This window comes from Streptomyces sp. NPDC085927 (assembly GCF_044540975.1).
GTDB classification, from domain to species: Bacteria; Actinomycetota; Actinomycetes; order Streptomycetales; family Streptomycetaceae; genus Streptomyces; species Streptomyces hirsutus.
On sequence record NZ_JBITSN010000006.1, the window covers coordinates 390,723 to 407,093 of the forward strand.

At 70.4% G+C, this 16,371-nt stretch carries 20 protein-coding genes and 1 pseudogene; 9 read left to right on the plus strand and 12 right to left on the minus strand.

Features of this window, described 5'->3' with window-relative positions:
• Nucleotides 1–56: 56 nt before the first annotated feature.
• The 7 genes from ACIF80_RS19080 to ACIF80_RS19110 are packed head-to-tail and all read right to left on the minus strand — an operon-like array spanning nt 57 to nt 2,707.
• Nucleotides 57–257, minus strand: a complete 201-nt coding sequence (locus tag ACIF80_RS19080) for a hypothetical protein (RefSeq protein WP_399805949.1) — start codon at nt 255–257, stop codon at nt 57–59.
• A 2-nt stretch (nt 258–259) separates the two neighbouring features.
• The gene (locus ACIF80_RS19085; protein ID WP_399806138.1) at nt 260–439 is read right to left on the minus strand and encodes a pRL2-8; all 180 of its coding nucleotides are present in this window, start codon (nt 437–439) and stop codon (nt 260–262) included.
• Nucleotides 433–750, minus strand: a complete 318-nt coding sequence (locus ACIF80_RS19090) for a hypothetical protein (RefSeq protein ID WP_399805951.1) — start codon at nt 748–750, stop codon at nt 433–435. The genes ACIF80_RS19085 and ACIF80_RS19090 overlap by 7 nt, the downstream gene beginning before the upstream one ends.
• Before the next feature lies 1 nt (nt 751).
• The gene (locus tag ACIF80_RS19095) at nt 752–1,099 is read right to left on the minus strand and encodes an RRQRL motif-containing zinc-binding protein (RefSeq protein WP_399805953.1); all 348 of its coding nucleotides are present in this window, start codon (nt 1,097–1,099) and stop codon (nt 752–754) included.
• The gene (locus ACIF80_RS19100) at nt 1,099–2,145 is read right to left on the minus strand and encodes a hypothetical protein (RefSeq protein ID WP_399805955.1); all 1,047 of its coding nucleotides are present in this window, start codon (nt 2,143–2,145) and stop codon (nt 1,099–1,101) included. The genes ACIF80_RS19095 and ACIF80_RS19100 overlap by 1 nt, the downstream gene beginning before the upstream one ends.
• Entirely contained in the window at nt 2,142–2,441 is a 300-nt protein-coding gene (locus ACIF80_RS19105; protein ID WP_399805957.1) for a DUF6303 family protein, read from the minus strand. Before ACIF80_RS19105 ends, ACIF80_RS19100 begins: the two co-directional genes overlap by 4 nt.
• Nucleotides 2,438–2,707 (minus strand): DUF6284 family protein, encoded by a 270-nt coding sequence (locus ACIF80_RS19110; protein ID WP_399805959.1) that lies wholly within the window; start codon nt 2,705–2,707, stop codon nt 2,438–2,440. The genes ACIF80_RS19105 and ACIF80_RS19110 overlap by 4 nt, the downstream gene beginning before the upstream one ends.
• Nucleotides 2,708–3,339: 632 nt before the next feature.
• Between ACIF80_RS19110 and ACIF80_RS19115 the strand changes: the two genes are divergently transcribed.
• Both ACIF80_RS19115 and ACIF80_RS19120 read left to right on the plus strand, forming a co-directional pair.
• Nucleotides 3,340–4,056, plus strand: coding sequence for an XRE family transcriptional regulator (locus ACIF80_RS19115; protein ID WP_399805961.1), 717 nt, complete (start codon nt 3,340–3,342; stop codon nt 4,054–4,056).
• A 2-nt stretch (nt 4,057–4,058) separates the two neighbouring features.
• Nucleotides 4,059–4,532, plus strand: a complete 474-nt coding sequence (locus tag ACIF80_RS19120) for an NUDIX domain-containing protein (RefSeq protein WP_399805963.1) — start codon at nt 4,059–4,061, stop codon at nt 4,530–4,532.
• On the opposite strand, the gene ACIF80_RS19125 is transcribed toward ACIF80_RS19120, so the two are convergent.
• Both ACIF80_RS19125 and ACIF80_RS19130 read right to left on the minus strand, forming a co-directional pair.
• Complete coding sequence (locus tag ACIF80_RS19125) at nt 4,520–5,092, minus strand: HD domain-containing protein (RefSeq protein ID WP_399805965.1); 573 nt, start codon at nt 5,090–5,092, stop codon at nt 4,520–4,522. The genes ACIF80_RS19120 and ACIF80_RS19125 overlap by 13 nt on opposite strands.
• The gene (locus tag ACIF80_RS19130; protein ID WP_399805967.1) at nt 5,089–5,556 is read right to left on the minus strand and encodes a GntR family transcriptional regulator; all 468 of its coding nucleotides are present in this window, start codon (nt 5,554–5,556) and stop codon (nt 5,089–5,091) included. Before ACIF80_RS19130 ends, ACIF80_RS19125 begins: the two co-directional genes overlap by 4 nt.
• A 416-nt stretch (nt 5,557–5,972) precedes the next feature.
• On the opposite strand from ACIF80_RS19130, the gene ACIF80_RS19135 reads away from it, so the two are divergent.
• From ACIF80_RS19135 to ACIF80_RS19150, 4 genes are all read left to right on the plus strand, one after another.
• A complete protein-coding gene (locus ACIF80_RS19135) occupies nt 5,973–6,149 on the plus strand; it encodes a hypothetical protein (protein ID WP_399805969.1) in 177 nt (58 codons plus the stop codon).
• The gene (locus ACIF80_RS19140) at nt 6,149–6,442 is read left to right on the plus strand and encodes a Dabb family protein (RefSeq protein ID WP_399805971.1); all 294 of its coding nucleotides are present in this window, start codon (nt 6,149–6,151) and stop codon (nt 6,440–6,442) included. The genes ACIF80_RS19135 and ACIF80_RS19140 overlap by 1 nt, the downstream gene beginning before the upstream one ends.
• 159 nt (nt 6,443–6,601) lie before the next feature.
• Entirely contained in the window at nt 6,602–7,510 is a 909-nt protein-coding gene (locus ACIF80_RS19145; RefSeq protein ID WP_399806139.1) for an RNA polymerase sigma factor SigF, read from the plus strand.
• A 243-nt stretch (nt 7,511–7,753) separates the two neighbouring features.
• Entirely contained in the window at nt 7,754–8,665 is a 912-nt protein-coding gene (locus tag ACIF80_RS19150; protein ID WP_399805973.1) for an RNA polymerase sigma factor SigF, read from the plus strand.
• A gap of 161 nt (nt 8,666–8,826) precedes the next feature.
• On the opposite strand, the gene ACIF80_RS19155 is transcribed toward ACIF80_RS19150, so the two are convergent.
• Nucleotides 8,827–9,024, minus strand: coding sequence for a hypothetical protein (locus tag ACIF80_RS19155; protein WP_055597646.1), 198 nt, complete (start codon nt 9,022–9,024; stop codon nt 8,827–8,829).
• Between the two features lie 353 nt (nt 9,025–9,377).
• On the opposite strand from ACIF80_RS19155, the gene ACIF80_RS19160 reads away from it, so the two are divergent.
• From ACIF80_RS19160 to ACIF80_RS19170, 3 genes and pseudogenes are all read left to right on the plus strand, one after another.
• Complete coding sequence (locus tag ACIF80_RS19160; RefSeq protein ID WP_399805975.1) at nt 9,378–9,956, plus strand: MarR family winged helix-turn-helix transcriptional regulator; 579 nt, start codon at nt 9,378–9,380, stop codon at nt 9,954–9,956.
• Nucleotides 9,957–9,969: 13 nt separating this feature from the next.
• A complete protein-coding gene (locus tag ACIF80_RS19165; protein ID WP_399805977.1) occupies nt 9,970–11,754 on the plus strand; it encodes an MDR family MFS transporter in 1,785 nt (594 codons plus the stop codon).
• 196 nt (nt 11,755–11,950) lie between these two features.
• Nucleotides 11,951–12,443: pseudogene (locus tag ACIF80_RS19170) on the plus strand (PPOX class F420-dependent oxidoreductase).
• A gap of 117 nt (nt 12,444–12,560) precedes the next feature.
• Here the strand turns inward: ACIF80_RS19170 and ACIF80_RS19175 are convergent.
• Complete coding sequence (locus ACIF80_RS19175; RefSeq protein ID WP_399805979.1) at nt 12,561–14,828, minus strand: ArnT family glycosyltransferase; 2,268 nt, start codon at nt 14,826–14,828, stop codon at nt 12,561–12,563.
• Nucleotides 14,825–16,366: a glycosyltransferase gene (locus ACIF80_RS19180; RefSeq protein ID WP_399805981.1), complete on the minus strand. Its 1,542-nt coding sequence runs from the start codon at nt 16,364–16,366 to the stop codon at nt 14,825–14,827. Before ACIF80_RS19180 ends, ACIF80_RS19175 begins: the two co-directional genes overlap by 4 nt.
• Between the last annotated feature and the right edge of the window lie 5 nt (nt 16,367–16,371).

Here is a 16,371-nt window from a genome sequence, read left to right on the forward strand (position 1 = left end):
ACGGGGCGGGAAGACGAGAGAGGGGCGCCGGCCGGGCAGGGGCCGGCGCCCAGGGGTCAGCGGCGGTGGCCGTTCTTGTGGGCGCGCAGTGCCGCCTTACAGGCCGGGCACTTGCGTTCCGGGCCGTCCCCGACGACCGGAGCGGGGATCACGTGGCCGCAGATGGCCCGGGTCACGCCGAACACCAGCGGCCCGCAGTCCGGGCAGTGAAAGTGCGAGATCAGGGCGGGCGTAGCCCTGCCGGCGGTGCGCGGCACGCTCACCACCACCCCGACGACTTCTTGGGCACGAGGTAGGGGCAGCCGTTGACCATGTGGTCCACGCACTGCGGGCAGTCCTCACGCGGCTTGAGCTTGCGGTGTATGCGCCGGTCGTGGGCGTGCTGCCAGCACTGCGGGCACTGGCCCGGCGGCGTCTTGGTGGCGGGCACGCTCACCACCACCCCGACGACTTCTTGGCGGCCTTGTCGCGGGCGGCCTCGGTGACGATGCGCTGCCGCTCGGTCTGCAGGGCGGTAATCTCGGCGATCAGCCGGGTCTCCGCCGCCGTCCAGGCGGTGTCCATGGCGTGTTCGGCGCGGCCGGTGCTCTCGCCCCGGTGCAGCCGGTAGCCGCCGGTGACGGCGGCGCCCGCGATGGCACGGCGCTCGCTGCCGTCCAGCGGCCACAGCTCCCGCCGTCGGACGGCGTCCAGCTTGCGGGTGGCCTGGTGGATGGCGCGGTCCAGGCGGCGGGTGTCGGGCTTGCCCATCTCAGGCACTCCTTGGGAAGTCGCAGGGGTCGGGGTAGGCGCAGGGCACGCAGGTGCCGAGCGCGGCGGGGATGACGTATCCGGCATCGCACCCGCAGGCCGGGCAGGTGCGGCGTGCGCGGTTGGCCTTGGCCAGCGCCGCGCGTTTCGCATCCGTCATCGGCCTCACCGGCTTGGCCCGGTCGATGTGGTACAGGTAGGCGACCAGCGGGCCCCGGCTCCGGCGTGGCCGCTCCAGCTGGGCGGCCACGTCCTGCCCGCCGGGCCGCAGCCCCTGGGCACGGAGTTGGCGGCGGGTGGCGTAGCCGTCCGGGGCCAGGCGCCACCGGAACACCGGCAGCGCGGCCATCACGCCGCCTGGTCAGCAGCGGCGGCCCGCTCGGCCAGGAGCGTGTCCCGCAGCGTGCGCGCGTTCGCCGGTGACGTGCGCAGCGTGCGGCGGATGCCCTCGGCGGTCACCCTCGCGTCGGGCCAGTCGGCCGTGACCGTGCGGGCCTCCTCGAGCAGTTGAGCCGGGGTCCGGGCCGGTCGGCTCGGCTTGGCCACGGCCGGGATTCGGCCCGTGGCCCGGCGGGGCCGGGTCGATTCAGCGGCCGATGTCCGCCGCTCGATCGCGGCGACCGGATCGGGTACCCGCTCCAGCGATACGGTGATCGGTTCGGGGGTCGATTCGGGCAGGTCAGCCATAGACCGTTCGCGATCGACCCCGGTCGATTCCTCCGTGTTCGCGACCGGTTCGGTGGCGCCCCACACGGGGAGCTCCCAGCGGGGTGTGACGCCCCTCGTCACACTGGTCAGCGCCCTTCCGGTGTCCTTGCCCTCCCGTGCCGCCTCCAGCGTCGACCACGCCTTGGCGAGGGCGTCGGCGGTGGTCGCCTGGACGCGGGCGACGCGGGCCCCGGCCTCCGTCACGGCCGTCAGCCGGGTCTCCTCGGTCGCCGCCTCCGCGCGCAGTCGGGCGCGGGCCACGGCCGCCTCGTCGCGGGCCTCCTGCTGGATTCCCGCGATGGAGTCGAGCGCGTCAGGGGTGAGCGCGGTCTGCTCCCACAGGCCGTGCACCAGCCACAGCGCCTTGGCCGCGATCGGTAGCCAGGCCACGGCCAGCCACGCGCCGGCGGAGTGCTCGGCGGTCAGCGCGTGGGCGATCAGGACGGCGGTGGCGATCAGGCCGAAGGACCAGCCGACGGCGGTGACCGCGCGGCTGTGGTCGCCCTGCGCGGCCAGGCGGCGCTCATAGGCGAGGGTGGCCAGCCATCCCCCGTCGATGCCGACCCCGACGACCAGCGCGACCGGCCACGGCATCGCCGTGCCCAGCCACATCACCACCACCGCCAGGGTGAGCACCATGGACACGGCCGTCATGGCGACGGCGGGCAGCACGGTTTTGGCCTTCATGCCGCACCCCCCGTCAGGGGCCGCACAGCAAGGGCCGCGATCAGCAGGACCGGCGAGCCGGCATCCCGCCAGTCCTCGGCGTCCTCCGACCAGCTCCACTCCGCTCCGGGCAGGGGCTCGAAGCCCAGCGCGGCCAGCGCGGCGGACCGCTCGGTGCGCGTCGGCACGGGCAGCACCCGGCCGAAGGTGTGGACCGGCCAGCGGTCCGTACACACGTACAGGTGCCAGTCCCGGCCGCCGCGCAGCGACAGCTGCGCCCGCAGCGGCGCGGCCAGCGGGTCACGGGTGCCGGTCATGCCGCACCTCCCGGCAGGCTCGCGCCGGTCGTGCGGTTGACCAGCGCGACCCGCGCGGCCAGCGCCCGGCGGCGGGCCCGGCGGATGCGGCGCGCGTCCAGCTCGGTCGGCGTGCGGTCCAGGGTGACGATGTGTGCGTCGAGCAGGTCGACGTCCGCCAGGATGACGGGCATCTCCCGCTTGATGGCGTCCAGTTCCGCGTCCGTCGGCTCCATGAAGTCGGCGAACGCGGTAACAGCGTCCTGAACAGTGACGATGTGGTTCATGGGTCGTGTTCTCCCTAGCAGGCGGCAACGGCCCAAACAGCGGCCCCGGTGTTCGAGCACCGGGGCCGCGCGCCGTTGAAGTCGGTAGGTCCGGCTCCCCTCGGCGCTGCTCGTACGAGACGAGCAGCGGAGGCAACCGGCCGCGGCGCAGAAAGCGCCGCGTGGATGGTGGTCGTACGGGTGTCTCCTTCGGGAACACGGGCTCCCGTTTCAGGCGTATGGAGAAGTGACCTTTCGGTCTAAGCCCTCCGGTTGACCAGGGGTCCGGGTCCCTCGGCCCGCTCTGTCCCGGGCCCCTTGGCGTCGCGGTTGGAAGCGCGATGCCCTCTACTGATGAGCAGCCCAAAGAAGACCCCTCAGGTGTTGCTGAGAACCGCGACCGAACCGAAGCCCGATGTGGTACCTCTATTACAGGTACCGCATCGAGTTCCGTCAAGCTTGCCGACGGGTTCTCCGTGTCTCGCGCCGGGACTTCTTGGCGCACCATCAGAATCGGTGCAGGTGAGGGGCGTTGTTTACCCCGCACATAGACACCTTGGGCTGATCTCGTTACCGTCAGGAAGTCCCTAGACGTCCCACCGGGGGTAGAGATGTCCAACGAGCGCTTAAGGTCTGCTCTCTTGGCTCAGGGCATGACCGTGCAGGATCTGGCAGACGCGATCGAGGTCAACCCGAAGACCGTCGAACGCTGGATCACTCAAGGGAAAGTCCCGTACCGGCGGCATCAGTACGCGACGGCGTCGCTGCTCAAAGTCGATGTGACGACGCTGTGGGAGGACTCCCGCACGGTCGAAAGCGCCTCCGACCTGAGCAAGGCTGAGATCGTCACCATCTACCCGCACCGGCACATGGTGCCCGCCGGCCTGTGGCGTGAGATCTATGGGCGGGCCCAGTCGCACATAGACGTTCTCGTCTACTCCGGGCTGTGGCTGTCGGAAGACCCGCTGTTTCATGACCTGCTCAAAACCAAGGTGCAGGCGAACGCCCAGGTGCGCATCCTGCTCGGGGACCCGAGCTGTGCAGCGGTCAAGCAGCGCGGCATAGACGAGGGTCACCAGATCATGGACGGCAAGATCCGGAACGCGCTGATGAACTACCGTCCGCTGTTCGCCAGCCATCCCGACATCGGGTTCCGGCTGCATGACGCGACGCTCTACAACTCGCTGTTCCGGTCCGATGACGAGATGCTGGTGAACACCCACGTCTACGGCATCGGTGCGTACCTGGCGCCGGTCCTTCACCTCCGGCGGCTGCCGGGCGGGGGCCTCTTCGACACCTACGCGAATAGCATCGAACAGACCTGGGGAGGCGCGCGCCAGGTGACGGAACACGACCTCACGGGAGCCTGACCATGGGACGCATCGACTATCTGCACGACCCTGACGCACCGCCGGCCAACTCCGTCGTGCCGTCCGTCGTCGCGTTCGTCCAGAACGACGCGGGCGAAGTGCTGGTGATCCAGCGGTCCGACAACGGCCGGTGGGCGCTCCCCGGCGGCGGGCACGACGTGGGCGAGTCCATCAGCGACACGGTCGTGCGTGAAGTGTGGGAAGAGACCGGAATCAAGGCCGAAGTCGTCGACGTGTCCGGGATCTACACCGATCCCGGACACGTGATGCTGTACGACGACGGCGAGGCGCGGCAGCAGTTCAGCATCTGCTTCCGCGCGCGGCCGGTCGGCGGTGACGTGCGTACGAGCAGCGAGACGACACAGGTCCGCTGGGTTGCCCCAGCGGACCTGACGGACCTCGACATCCACCCGACGATGCGCCTGCGCATCGAGCACGCCATGGACGAGACGCGCGTCGCCCCCTACATCGGCTGACGCTTCGCGGCGGCGACCCGCTCCAGCACACGGGCGGTACTGGCCAGGATCTCCGGTTCAGCGCGACGGATGAACGTGCCGATCAGGCTGTCCGACCCGTACCGCCCGGCGATCTCGTTCACGCGATCCACCGGGTTGGTGGGGGTGCCGTCCGGTGTGGTGTTCATGTCGCAGTAGCAGAGGGCATCCGCGAGGTGCGGGCGCTCGCGGGAAAACTCGCTCTCCAGCTCGTCGCGCAGTCCCCGTGCCTCCGCTTCCATCCATGCGCAGGAGTGGTGGGCCACCAGTCGGATCACCCGCACGTCGGCTTCGGTGTTGTCCCTCAGGTAGCGGGCACCGTCCAGCGGATGGAAGCCGGTCTTCGCAAGGTCCGGCGAGTACCCGATGTCATGGAGTACCGCGGCGGCCTCCAGCAGCTCGGCATCCTCCCCGAGGATGAGAGCGATCGTCCGCGCTCGCTCGGCCACTCCGAGCGAGTGCTTCCACCGGCGCGGCAGCGGTTCGGCCAGTAGCGACTCTGCGAGGGGGTACGCCCACTCCGTCAGTCCCGATGCACTCACAGCTTGGGCCCCTCCTCTTTATTCGGCACCGTCAGTACAGTGCGCTGCTTTCCTTGCCGCGTCGCTGACAGCAGTCCCGCGGCTTCGAGCTTGTCCAGCGCTTTCGCCACGGTCGGCCGGGAGACTCCAAATCGGGTGGCGAGTGTCGAGGTGCTGGGGAACGACTTCCCTACGGCGATGCCGTCCGTCGTGATCACCTCGGCAAGCCGCTCGGCCAGTGGCCGGCGGTCGATGCTCTCCCCCTCTTTGATCACGCGCCACCGGCCGCCGGGCACGGGTTCAGCCACCCCTTCTTCCCTGAGCACGTTGAAAGCCCGGAGCACCACGCCACGGGAGACCCCGTACCGCTCCATGAGCGTCGCCAGGGTCGGCAGCTCCGTCGTCTCAGGCTCTGCCACGATCTCAGCCTTCACGGCGTCCGCGATCTTCACAAAGGTCCCCCGAGGGCTGGTCTGCTGCGACACTCGCTCTCCCTCTCCGTCTGCCGTCGTCGTCTGTGGTCAAGACTCCCACGGCCCTTCACAAGGGCGACAGCATGAGCACGGGGCCGCCGGTGGCCCGTTTCCTCCGTCTCAGTTTCCGTCTCAGTTCACCTCCGTACGTCGGCGTTCATCGCCGTTCACGCGTCGCGAGCGCCCCCGTCGGGGGAACTGTGGTGAACGGCGGCGGACCCCGCGAGCGAGCCTCTGATCAACAGGAACAGACCTCGAAAGCGAGTGTGGCGCAAGTCACCGAGGGTTCAAATCCCTCCGCTACCGCTCCTGAAGGGCCCCGTCGTCAGACGGGGCCCTTCGTGCGATCATGGGCCCGCCCGGCAGCAAGGGTGACGCCTGTGCACAGCAGTGACGCCTGTGCGCAACAGTGACAGGGGAGGGCCGCGATGGCGGTGAACGCCAAGAAGGTCGCCGTCTACGTCCTCGTGGTCTTCGCGCTGTATGTGATCATCACGGATCCCGCCACGGCGGCCGACTACGTCCAGATAGCGTTCGAGGGCATATCCGACGCCGCGACCGCCGTCGGGGACTTCATGACGTGGCTCGCCAACGGAGGAGACTGATGATCCGCCACCTGGTCCTCTTCAGGCTGAACGAGGGCGTGGAACGTGACGATCCACGCGTCGTGGCGGGCGAGGAGGCGTTCCGCTCGCTCGAGGGCAGGATCCCGGAGATCCGCTTCTGGGAGTGCGCCTGGAACATCAGCGACCGGCCCATCGCCTACGACTTCGCCATCAACTCGGCGTTCGAGGACGCCGACGCGCTGCGCCGGTACGTGGAGCATCCGGAGCATCAGGCGGGTGTCGGCCTGTGGCGCGAGTTCGCCACGTGGGTGATCGCCGACTACGAGTTCTGAGCCTCCGCCCCGGCAGCCCCCGTCGCAATGACGGGGGCTTTACGCATGATCGGCACGACTCGCCCTCAACACGGAATATGCGGTGCTTGCACACGGTGAGCATGTCTTGTGATGCTATGACCGCTTTTGACGGATGAGTTGACCGATGAAGAGGTGGCGTTGACCGTGTCGGCCAGTACTGCGCCGCCCCAGGACCAGGTGTCCGCCCTGACCCCGGCTCCGGCTCAGTCCCCGGACACCCCGGCTGTGCCCGCCGGTCCGCCCTCCACCGCACCACCGCCGGCCGCCCTGTCACCCGCCAAACGCCGGGGGGCGGACACCCGGGCGCTGACCCAGGTGCTCTTCGGCCAGCTCAAGAACCTTCAGCCGGGCACGCCGGAGCACACCCGCGTACGCGCCGCGCTCATCGAGGCCAACCTGCCCCTCGTGCGCTACGCGGCCGCCCGCTTCCGCTCCCGCAACGAGCCGATGGAGGACGTGGTCCAGGTCGGCACCATCGGGCTCATCAACGCCATCGACCGCTTCGACCCGGAGCGGGGCGTGCAGTTCCCGACCTTCGCGATGCCGACCGTGGTCGGCGAGATCAAGCGGTACTTCCGCGACAACGTCCGCACCGTCCACGTGCCGCGCCGGCTGCACGAGCTGTGGGTGCAGGTCAACAGCGCGACCGAAGACCTCACGACCGCCTTCGGGCGCTCCCCGACGACCGCCGAGATCGCCGAACGGCTGCGCATCACCGAGGAGGAGGTGCTCTCCTGCATCGAGGCCGGGCGGTCGTACCACGCCACCTCCCTCGAGGCCGCGCAGGAGGGCGACGGACTTCCCGGACTGCTCGACCGGCTCGGCTACGAGGATCCGGCACTGGACGGCGTCGAGCACCGTGACCTCGTCCGGCACCTGCTCGTCCAACTCCCCGAACGGGAACAGCGGATCCTGCTGCTGCGGTACTACAGCAACCTCACCCAGTCGCAGATCAGCGCCGAACTGGGCGTCTCCCAGATGCACGTGTCCCGGCTGCTCGCGCGCAGCTTCCAGCGGTTGCGGTCCGCAAACAGGATCGACGCGTAACTCCTGAGCGAATCGCTCACCAGTACCTTTACTTGCTCTTCTGGCCTGAAACGGCGTCAGACCCCCTGTTTACAGGGCTGATTCACCACATCGATGTCGACATGTCACTACAGCGCGTTGCCGACATGTGACATTCTGCCGGAAGCGCGTTTGCCGAAGCTCCGGCTCCGGTATTCAGGTGAAGGCTGCGTTCCTCGGACAGGAACGTCCGCCGCGACCGTCCCGCGACCCAAAGGGGGTGGCATGTCCGCAGACCAGGGCAGCTCGAAGGTGCTCACGCTCGCGGAGAGCGAGACAGCTCCCAATGCTCTCGACGTACTCGGCCCCATCGACGACGTCCCGGCCCTCGCGGCCGCGCCCGCTCCAGATCTTCCGGAAACACCGGACACAGCGGCCATCGACACCCGCACCCTGTCCCGCTCCCTGTTCCTGCGGCTCGCCGCGCTCGACGAGAACAGCCCGGAGCGCGGCTACGTCCGGGACACGCTGATCGAACTCAACCTCCCACTGGTGCGGTACGCGGCGGCCCGCTTCCGCTCGCGCAACGAGCCGATGGAGGACATCGTCCAGGTCGGCACCATCGGGCTGATCAAGGCGATCGACCGCTTCGACTGCGAACGGGGCGTGGAGTTCCCGACGTTCGCGATGCCGACGGTGGTCGGTGAGATCAAGCGGTTCTTCCGCGACACGTCGTGGTCGGTGCGCGTGCCGCGCCGGCTCCAGGAGCTGCGCCTGGCGCTGACGAAGGCCGGCGACGAACTCTCCCAGAAGCTCGACCGCTCCCCGACGGTTCCCGAACTCGCCGCGGTACTGGGCGTGTCCGAGGAGGACGTGGTCGACGGGCTCGCGGTCGGCAACGCGTACACGGCGTCCTCGCTGGACTCCCCGGCACCCGAGGACGACGGCGGCGAGGGCTCGCTCGCGGACCGCCTCGGCTACGAGGACACGGCACTGGAGGGCGTGGAGTACCGGGAGTCGCTCAAGCCCCTGCTGGCCAAGCTGCCGCCCCGGGAGCGGCGGATCATCATGCTGCGCTTCTTCGCCAACATGACGCAGTCACAGATCGGCGAGGAGGTCGGCATCTCCCAGATGCACGTCTCCCGGCTGCTCACCCGGACCCTGGCCCAGCTGCGCGAGGGCCTCATCTCGGACTGAGACACACCGATCGCCGGCAGCCATCGGTTCTCACCGTCGGCCACCGGCTCGGACGCGGACCCACGGCCGCCGGGGCGCCCCTCACGGGCGCAACGGCGGCCTCCGCGTGTCCTGTCGAGCTCTGCCGGGCCCTGTCTGTCGGGTCTGTCGGGTCCGTCGGATCAGCCCAGCGCCAGCCAGGCCACGGCCGCGACGATCGCCACGGCGACGACGACACCGATGATCAGACCGATACGGGGACCGCCACCGCTCGTCGTGGCGGCCTGCTGCCCCTGAGGGGCCTCGTCGACGAACGCGCGGAACATCTGGGTGCTGCCGGCGGGGTCGTGGTTGCCCTGCGGGGGCTGGGAGTTAGCCATGGCCCGAGACACTAGCGAACTGCCTGCGGAGGCCCCAAGCGGGGGCGCCCTCGGAGCGGCCGCGCAGGGGCGCGCACGGGGGACGCGAGGGGTGCGTATGGGGCACCCGCGCGGGTGCACGCCCGGCTCGGCGGCGCGGGTCGGGGGCGGCCCGCAGGCACTCCGCCGACCGCAGGAGCGTCACCGGAAGGCCCCGCCGCTGGTCCGGAGTAGCCGACGCCCCACCCCACCTGCGCGTTTACGATTTACAATACTTGCCTTTGCCAAGTTTTGAGACCCTCGGACCCCCTTTTTGTTTGCTTTCGGCAACCATCCACTTCTATCGTTGCCCTAAGCAACGAATGGGAGGTGTCATGGCCGAGCAGGCGCAGTACGAGGAACTGGTACGGCAGCTCAGTGCCTTCAGCGCGGTGAAGCGGGAGTTGCGCCGGAGCATGCCGGCCGACTTCCACAGCGGCTCCGCCGGCGTGCTGACGGCCCTCGGCCGCCACGGCGCCATGCGCATGAGCCGGCTCACCGAGCTGCTCGCCGTCGACCTCTCGGTCACCAGCCGCCAAGTCGCCCAGGCGGTCGAGCTCGGCTGGATCGAGCGTTCCCCCGACCCGGCCGACAAGCGCTCCCGCATCCTGCGCCTGACGCCCGCGGGCCGAGTGCAGCTCGACGCGTTGTTCCGACGGGCCACCCAGCTGCTCACCGAGCGCCTGGACGACTGGTCCGACGACGAGATCGGCCTGCTCGCCCAGCTCATGTCCCGGCTCCGGGACAGCTTCAGCGACTGCCGGCCCACGCCCCGCGCGACACCACCGCCCAGTCCCGCGCCCCCTGCGGCCCCCGCGCCGCCCGAGGCGGCCGCACCCCCCGCGGCCCCGGGACCCACGGCTCCCCGCGCCCCCCAGGACACCGATCCCACCCGTACACCCGCAAACGCGTAAGAGAAGGAAGTCCATGGCAACGACCACACCGACTGGTGTGCGGGCTCAGGCCGAGCGCGGGGGGAACTCCTCCGCGAGCGGCGCTCCCATGTCCCACCGGCAGATCCTGGAGGCACTGTCGGGCCTGCTGCTCGGCATGTTCGCCGCGATCCTGTCCTCCACCATCGTTTCCAACGCCCTGCCCGAGATCATCACCGAACTCGGCGGCGGCCAGAGCGCCTACACCTGGGTCGTGACGGCGGCGCTCCTGTCGATGACCGCGTCCACGCCCCTGTGGGGCAAGCTGGCCGACCTGGTCAGCAAGAAGACACTGGTCCAGACGGCCCTGGTCATCTTCATCGTGGGCTCCGTGGTCGCCGGCATGTCGCAGAACACCGGCATGCTGATCACGGCCCGGGTCATCCAGGGCCTGGGCGCCGGTGGTCTGACCGCACTGGCCCAGATCATCATGGCCGCGATGATCTCCCCCCGGGAGCGCGGCCGCTACTCCGGCTACCTGGGCGCGACCTTCGCCGTCGCGACCGTGGGCGGCCCGCTGGTCGGCGGCGTGATCACGGACACCTCGTGGCTCGGCTGGCGCTGGTGCCTGTACGTCGGCGTGCCGTTCGCGCTGATCGCCCTGATCGTGCTGCAGAAGACCCTGAAGCTGCCGGAGACCAAGCGCAAGGTGAAGGTCGACTGGACCGGCGCCTTCTTCATCACCGCTGCCGTCAGCCTGCTGCTGATCTGGGTCACCTTCGCCGACGACAAGTTCGCCTGGGTGTCCTGGCAGACGTACGCGATGGTCGGCGGCGCGCTGCTGCTCACCCTGGTCTTCCTGTTCGTCGAGACGAAGGCCGCCGAGCCGATCATCCCGCTGCGGCTGTTCCGCAACCGCACCATCACGCTGGCCTCGGTCGCCTCGCTGTTCGTCGGTATCGCGATGTTCGCCGGCACCATCTACTTCAGCCAGTTCTTCCAGCTGGCCCGGAACGAGTCCCCGACCATGTCGGGTGTCCTCACCATCCCGATGATCGGCGGTCTGTTCGTCTCCTCGACCGTCTCCGGTCTGATCATCACCCGGACCGGTAAGTGGAAGTCCTGGCTCGTCACCGGCGCCGCGCTGCTGACCGCCGCCCTGGGGCTGCTGAGCTCCATACGCTACGACACCCCGTACTGGCACATCGGTCTCTTCATGGTGATCATGGGCCTCGGTACCGGCATGATGATGCAGAACCTGGTGCTGTGCACGCAGAACCAGGTCGACCCGAGCGACCTCGGCGCCGCGAGCTCCGTCGTCACCTTCTTCCGGTCGCTCGGCGGCGCGGTGGGCGTCTCGGTGCTCGGCTCGGTCATGTCGACCCGGATCAACCACTACGCCGAGGACACCATCGGCTCGCTGAGCCCGCAGGAGCAGGCCGCCGCCGCCCAGTCGGCCGACTCGGGCGAACTGCCGAACATGGACCTGCTGCCCGACGGCATCCGCACCTGGCTGGAGAGCGCCTACGGGCACGGCATCGCCGACATCTTCCTGTACGTCGCCCCGGTCGCCTTCCTCGCCTTCCTGGTGACCCTGTTCATCAAGGAGGTCCCGCTGCGGACCTCGGGCGCGCTGGCCCAGGCCACCGAGTCGCTCTCCGCCGCGCCGGTTCCGGTGGCTGCCGGGACGACGGACGGAACCACCGGCGGGGCGGCCGAGGCCGACACCACCGACGTCCCGAGCCGGTCCGGCTCCGCTTCGGCCGCCGCCGCCGGCGGCGGCGGCGGCAAGGACAACGGCCGCACCGGCCGCACCGGCCCCACCGGCCCCGGCAAGTAGTCCGGACTCCTTCTCCTTCGGACCACCCGACCCCGGCCCGCGGCGGGCGGCGCGCTCTTAGCGGAGGCGCGCCCCCACCGCGGGCCGGTCCTCTTCGCCGGGTCCTCTTCACCGGCCCTGCTCACCGGTACTCCTCCCGGGTCTTCGCCCCCCAACGGCCGGGTGAGGCACCCGGCGTCGGTCCTAGGCTGGCGCCATGGCACCGAACACCCGTGTCTCCCTCGACGAGTTGCTGGACTTCGTACGGCCCCGGCACCGCGCGATCCTGCTGACCCGGCGGGCCGACGGAAGCCCTCAGGGGTCGCCGCTGACCTGCGGGGTCGACGACTCCGGCCGCATCGTGGTTCTCCACCTACCCGGAGCGCGCCAAGACCCGCAACGCCTGGGGGGCACCTCCCAGGCCCTTAAGGCACTGGGGGAGGGACGCCCGCGTGAGCCTGATCGTCCTCAGCGACGAGTGGAACGGCCCCTGGGTACAGATCGACGGCACCGCCGAGGTCGTCGACACGCCCGAGTCGGTGGAGCCGCTCGTGGAGTACTACCGGAACATCGCCGGCGAACACCCCGACTGGGACGAGTACCGGGCCGCCATGGTCAAGCAGGGCAAGTCGATCATCCGGATCACCCCGGAGCGGTGGGGCCCGGTGGCGACCGGCGGCTTCCCGGCACGGCTGGTCGAAGGAGAGTAGTGGGCGGGCGGGGGCCGGTGGCTCCCGGTGTCACCGGCCCCCGCCCGCTTGCTGCCGACCGGCTGCCGACCGGCTGCCGCCGACTGCCGCCGACTGCTGCCGACTGCGGAGTGGTCGTCAGCCGTCGGCCTTCCGGGTGAGGTCGTAGAAGGTGGCCGAGCCTGCCGTCACCTCCTTGAAGTTCTCCTCCACCCAGGACGTGATCTGCGAAGAGGTACTGGAGTCAGCGGAGGTGTCACCCCCGCCCATACCTCCGCCCATGCCGCCCCCGGAGACGAAGTAGTGGATCCTGCCTTCCTCCACGTACTGCTGGAACTGGGCCAAGGTCGGTGACGGGTCGGTGCCGTTGAATCCGCCGATCGCCATGACGGGACCACCGGTGGCGAGTTGGTAGCTCGCGGCGTTCTGGGCGCCGATCGCGGCGGCGACCCAGGTGTAGTTCCCGGCGTCGGTCTCCAGGAGTTCCTTCGCCTCCGAGTCGATGCTCGTGCCGCCGAGCAGTCCGCCCATGCCGCCCGCATCGCCACCGCCACCGCCACCCGGCATTCCGTTCTCGGCACTGCCACCGGTGCCGTCCTGCTGGTTCTGGCCGGGCTGTCCCTCTTGACCGTCCTGGCCGTCCTGGTTGCCCTGACCGTCCTGGTCCATCGGTCCGCCGCCGGGGAAGCCGCCGGCGCCGCCGTTACCGCCGGCGCCACCGCCGGGCGGGGTCTGACCCTGCCCGCCCTGCCCGCCCCCGCCGGGGAAGCCTCCGCCCCCACCGGGACCGCCGCCCGGACCACCCCCGCCGCCCCTGCTCGCGCCCGCCGGACCGGCCGTGACGATGGAACCGGTGTGACCTTCCTGCACCGTGCTCAGCGTGTACGCCGTCGGACCGGCCAGCGCCGCCACCAGCGCCAGCCCTGCCACCGCGAGCGCCAGGCGGTGTCCGAGCCTGCCCACGAAGATCAGTCCGAGTGCCGCGACCAGACCGCCGACCAGAACCGGCCACTTCAGCCAGGGCAGGTAATCGGGCGTGCGGTTGAGCAGCACGTACCCCCAGGCCGCCGTGGCCGTCGTGGCGGTCGCGAGGCCGAGCGAGGCGGCGACCGAGCGCCGCCTCTCCCACAGCGCGGCCGACCCCATGCCGACCAGAGCCGCCAGATACGGCGCGAGGGCCACCGTGTAGTACTCGTGGAAAATGCCGGCCATGTAGCTGAAGACGACGACGGTCACCAGCAGCGAGCCGCCCCAGACCAGGAACGAGCCGCGCGCCAGGTCGGTCCGTCCGGCCTTACGGGTGAGGACCAGCCCCGCGATCAGCAGGATCAGCGCGGCGGGCAGCAGCCAGGAGATCTGACCGCCGGTCGATGAACCGAACATCCGGTCCCAGCCGGTCTCGCCCCATTGCCCGCCGCCGGTACCACCACCGGGACCACCGGCACCTCCGCCGCCGACGCTGCCGGTCTCCTCGCCGTTGAGCCGGCCGAGGCCGTTGTAGCCGAAGGTCAGCTCCAGGAAACTGTTGTTCTGCGAGCCGCCGATGTACGGGCGCGAGGACGCGGGCCACAGCTCGACGACCGCCACCCACCAGCCGCCGGAGACGACCAGCGCGAGGGTTGCCCACGCCAGCTGCGTCATCCGCTTCCTCGGCTTCACCGGGGCGCAGACGCCGTAGACCAGCGCGAGGGCCGGGAGGACGAGGAACGCCTGGAGCGTCTTCGCGAGGAACGCGAAGCCGATCACGGCGCCGGCCCACACCAGCCATTTCGTACGGCCGTCCTCCAGGGCACGGACCACGAGGTAGCAGGCGAGGGACATCAGCAGCGCCAGCATGGCGTCCGGATTGTTGAACCGGAACATCAGCGCGGCGACCGGCGTCAGGGCCAGCACGGTGCCCGCGATCAGACCGGCGGCCGGGCCGAAGCGGCGGCGCACGGCCGCGTACACGACAGCGACCGTGCCGACGCCCATCAGCACCTCGGGCACGAGGATCGCCCAGGAGTTCAGGCCGAAGACCCGCACCGAGAGCTCCATCGGCCACAGCGAGGCCGGGGGCTTGTCCACGGTGATGGCGTTCGCCGCGTCCAGCGAGCCGAAGAAGAACGCCTTCCACGACTCACTGCCCGCCTGTACCGCCGCCGAGTAGAAGGAGTTGGCGTATCCGGACGCGCTCAGGTTGTACAGGTACAGCAGCCCGGTCACCAGCAGCAGGCCGAGGAGGGCCGGGCGCGCCCAGCGGGGGTCCTCGGGCCTGCCGCGCCACAGTCTCCGGGCGAACGGCTGCCGCGGTTCACCCGCCGCCGGAGCGGGAGCGGGGCGGGGCGGCCCCCAGAGGGCGGGGTCCGCCCCGGGACTCGTGCCGGAGCTCGCGCCGGGACTCGTCTGATCGGACTGCGTGCTCATCGAGGGTCCCTCGGGTCGATGTCGGACGGGCCGGAAGTACGGGGCTGGGCGGGCGGGCCGGACGGGCCGGAAGTACGGGGCTGGGCGGCCGGGCCGGACGAGTGGGAGACATGGGAAGCGGGGGAGGCGGGAGAGGCGTGGGGCCCGGCGGGCGTACGCACCGGCTGCAGCCGCATGGTCGCGTCCCGCCAGGAGCGGCCGCCGTCGAAGGCGTCCGAGGCGTCAAAGGGAGGCACGGCCGGTACGTCGCGACGATCGTGAGGGCGCCGGGAACCGGGGTGGCCGCGGTCCGGGAACACCCATGCCCGGAACAACAGGAACCGCAGCACCGTCGCGGCGAGGTTCGCGGCGATCAGGACCGCCAGCTCGGTGGAGTGGGCGGGATCGCCGGCCGCGGCGTCGAGCGCGGCGAGCGAGCCGGAGGTCAGCACGAGGCCGATACCGAAGACGACCAGCCCCTGCGCCTGGTGCCGTACCGCGCCGCCGCGCCCCCGCACCCCGAATGTGAGCCGGCGGTTGGCGGCCGTGTTGGCGACCGCCGAGACCAGCAGGGCGAGCCCGTTGGCCGTCTGGGAGCCGGTGAAGGTCCGGAAGCCGCTGTAGAGCAGCAGATAGAAGAGGGTGGACAGGACGCCGACGACGCAGAAGCCGACCAGTTGCCGTGCCAGCCCCTGCGGTACGCCCGTCAGGTCGCGGTCGCGCGGGTCGTCGCCGAAGGGCCTGGTCAGCCGGTCCAGTGGCAGCGAACCGGTGACCAGGGCCCTGCCGACCCGCCACACGCCCTTGAGGTCGTCGGTCGCCGTCCGGACGATGTGCACGGTCGAGTCGGGGTCGTCGACCCAGTCGACCGGCACCTCGTGGATCCGCAGCCCCGCGCGCTCGGCGAGCACCAGCAGTTCGGTGTCGAAGAACCAGCCGCTGTCCTCCACCAGGGGGAGCAGCACCTGGGCGACGTCCCGGCGGATCGCCTTGAAACCGCACTGCGCGTCGGAGAAGCGGGCCTGGAGCGAACCCCTCAGGATCAGGTTGTACGAGCGGCTGATGAACTCCCGCTTGGCTCCCCGCACGACCCGTGAACTCCGGCTGAGCCGGGAGCCGATGGCGAGGTCCGAGTGGCCGGAGATCAACGGGGCGACCAGCGGCAGCAGAGCGTTCAGGTCGGTGGACAGGTCCACGTCCATGTAGGCGAGGACGGGGGCGTCCGAGGCCGACCAGACGGTCCGCAGGGCCCGGCCCCGCCCCTTCCGCTCCAGCCGGAAGGACCTCACCTCCGTGAGGCTCTCCGCCAGCCCCGCCGCCACCTGCGCGGTGGTGTCCGTGGAGGCGTTGTCCGCGATCGTGATGCGGAACGCGTAGGGGAAGGTGCGGGTGAGGTGCTCGTGCAGTCCGCGGACGCACGGCCGGAGGTCCTTCTCCTCGTTGTAGACGGGGATCACTACGTCCAGGACCGGCGTGGCGGCTCCGTCGACCGGGAGGTGTTCCCGGGCCGGCAGGTGCTCCCACGCCGGCTCAGTGCCGGAGGAAGAGTCGGTTCGCATGGGAC

Coding starts and splice junctions, on each gene's coding strand:
- ACIF80_RS19090 (WP_399805951.1), bottom strand. CDS start 750: ATGGGCAAGCCCGACACCCGCCGCCTGGACCGCGCCATCCACCAGGCC.
- ACIF80_RS19095 (WP_399805953.1), bottom strand. CDS start 1,099: ATGGCCGCGCTGCCGGTGTTCCGGTGGCGCCTGGCCCCGGACGGCTAC.
- ACIF80_RS19100 (WP_399805955.1), bottom strand. CDS start 2,145: ATGAAGGCCAAAACCGTGCTGCCCGCCGTCGCCATGACGGCCGTGTCC.
- ACIF80_RS19105 (WP_399805957.1), bottom strand. CDS start 2,441: ATGACCGGCACCCGTGACCCGCTGGCCGCGCCGCTGCGGGCGCAGCTG.
- ACIF80_RS19110 (WP_399805959.1), bottom strand. CDS start 2,707: ATGAACCACATCGTCACTGTTCAGGACGCTGTTACCGCGTTCGCCGAC.
- ACIF80_RS19115 (WP_399805961.1), top strand. CDS start 3,340: ATGACCGTGCAGGATCTGGCAGACGCGATCGAGGTCAACCCGAAGACC.
- ACIF80_RS19120 (WP_399805963.1), top strand. CDS start 4,059: ATGGGACGCATCGACTATCTGCACGACCCTGACGCACCGCCGGCCAAC.
- ACIF80_RS19135 (WP_399805969.1), top strand. CDS start 5,973: ATGGCGGTGAACGCCAAGAAGGTCGCCGTCTACGTCCTCGTGGTCTTC.
- ACIF80_RS19140 (WP_399805971.1), top strand. CDS start 6,149: ATGATCCGCCACCTGGTCCTCTTCAGGCTGAACGAGGGCGTGGAACGT.
- ACIF80_RS19150 (WP_399805973.1), top strand. CDS start 7,754: ATGTCCGCAGACCAGGGCAGCTCGAAGGTGCTCACGCTCGCGGAGAGC.
- ACIF80_RS19155 (WP_055597646.1), bottom strand. CDS start 9,024: ATGGCTAACTCCCAGCCCCCGCAGGGCAACCACGACCCCGCCGGCAGC.
- ACIF80_RS19160 (WP_399805975.1), top strand. CDS start 9,378: ATGGCCGAGCAGGCGCAGTACGAGGAACTGGTACGGCAGCTCAGTGCC.
- ACIF80_RS19165 (WP_399805977.1), top strand. CDS start 9,970: ATGGCAACGACCACACCGACTGGTGTGCGGGCTCAGGCCGAGCGCGGG.
- ACIF80_RS19175 (WP_399805979.1), bottom strand. CDS start 14,828: ATGAGCACGCAGTCCGATCAGACGAGTCCCGGCGCGAGCTCCGGCACG.
- ACIF80_RS19180 (WP_399805981.1), bottom strand. CDS start 16,366: ATGCGAACCGACTCTTCCTCCGGCACTGAGCCGGCGTGGGAGCACCTG.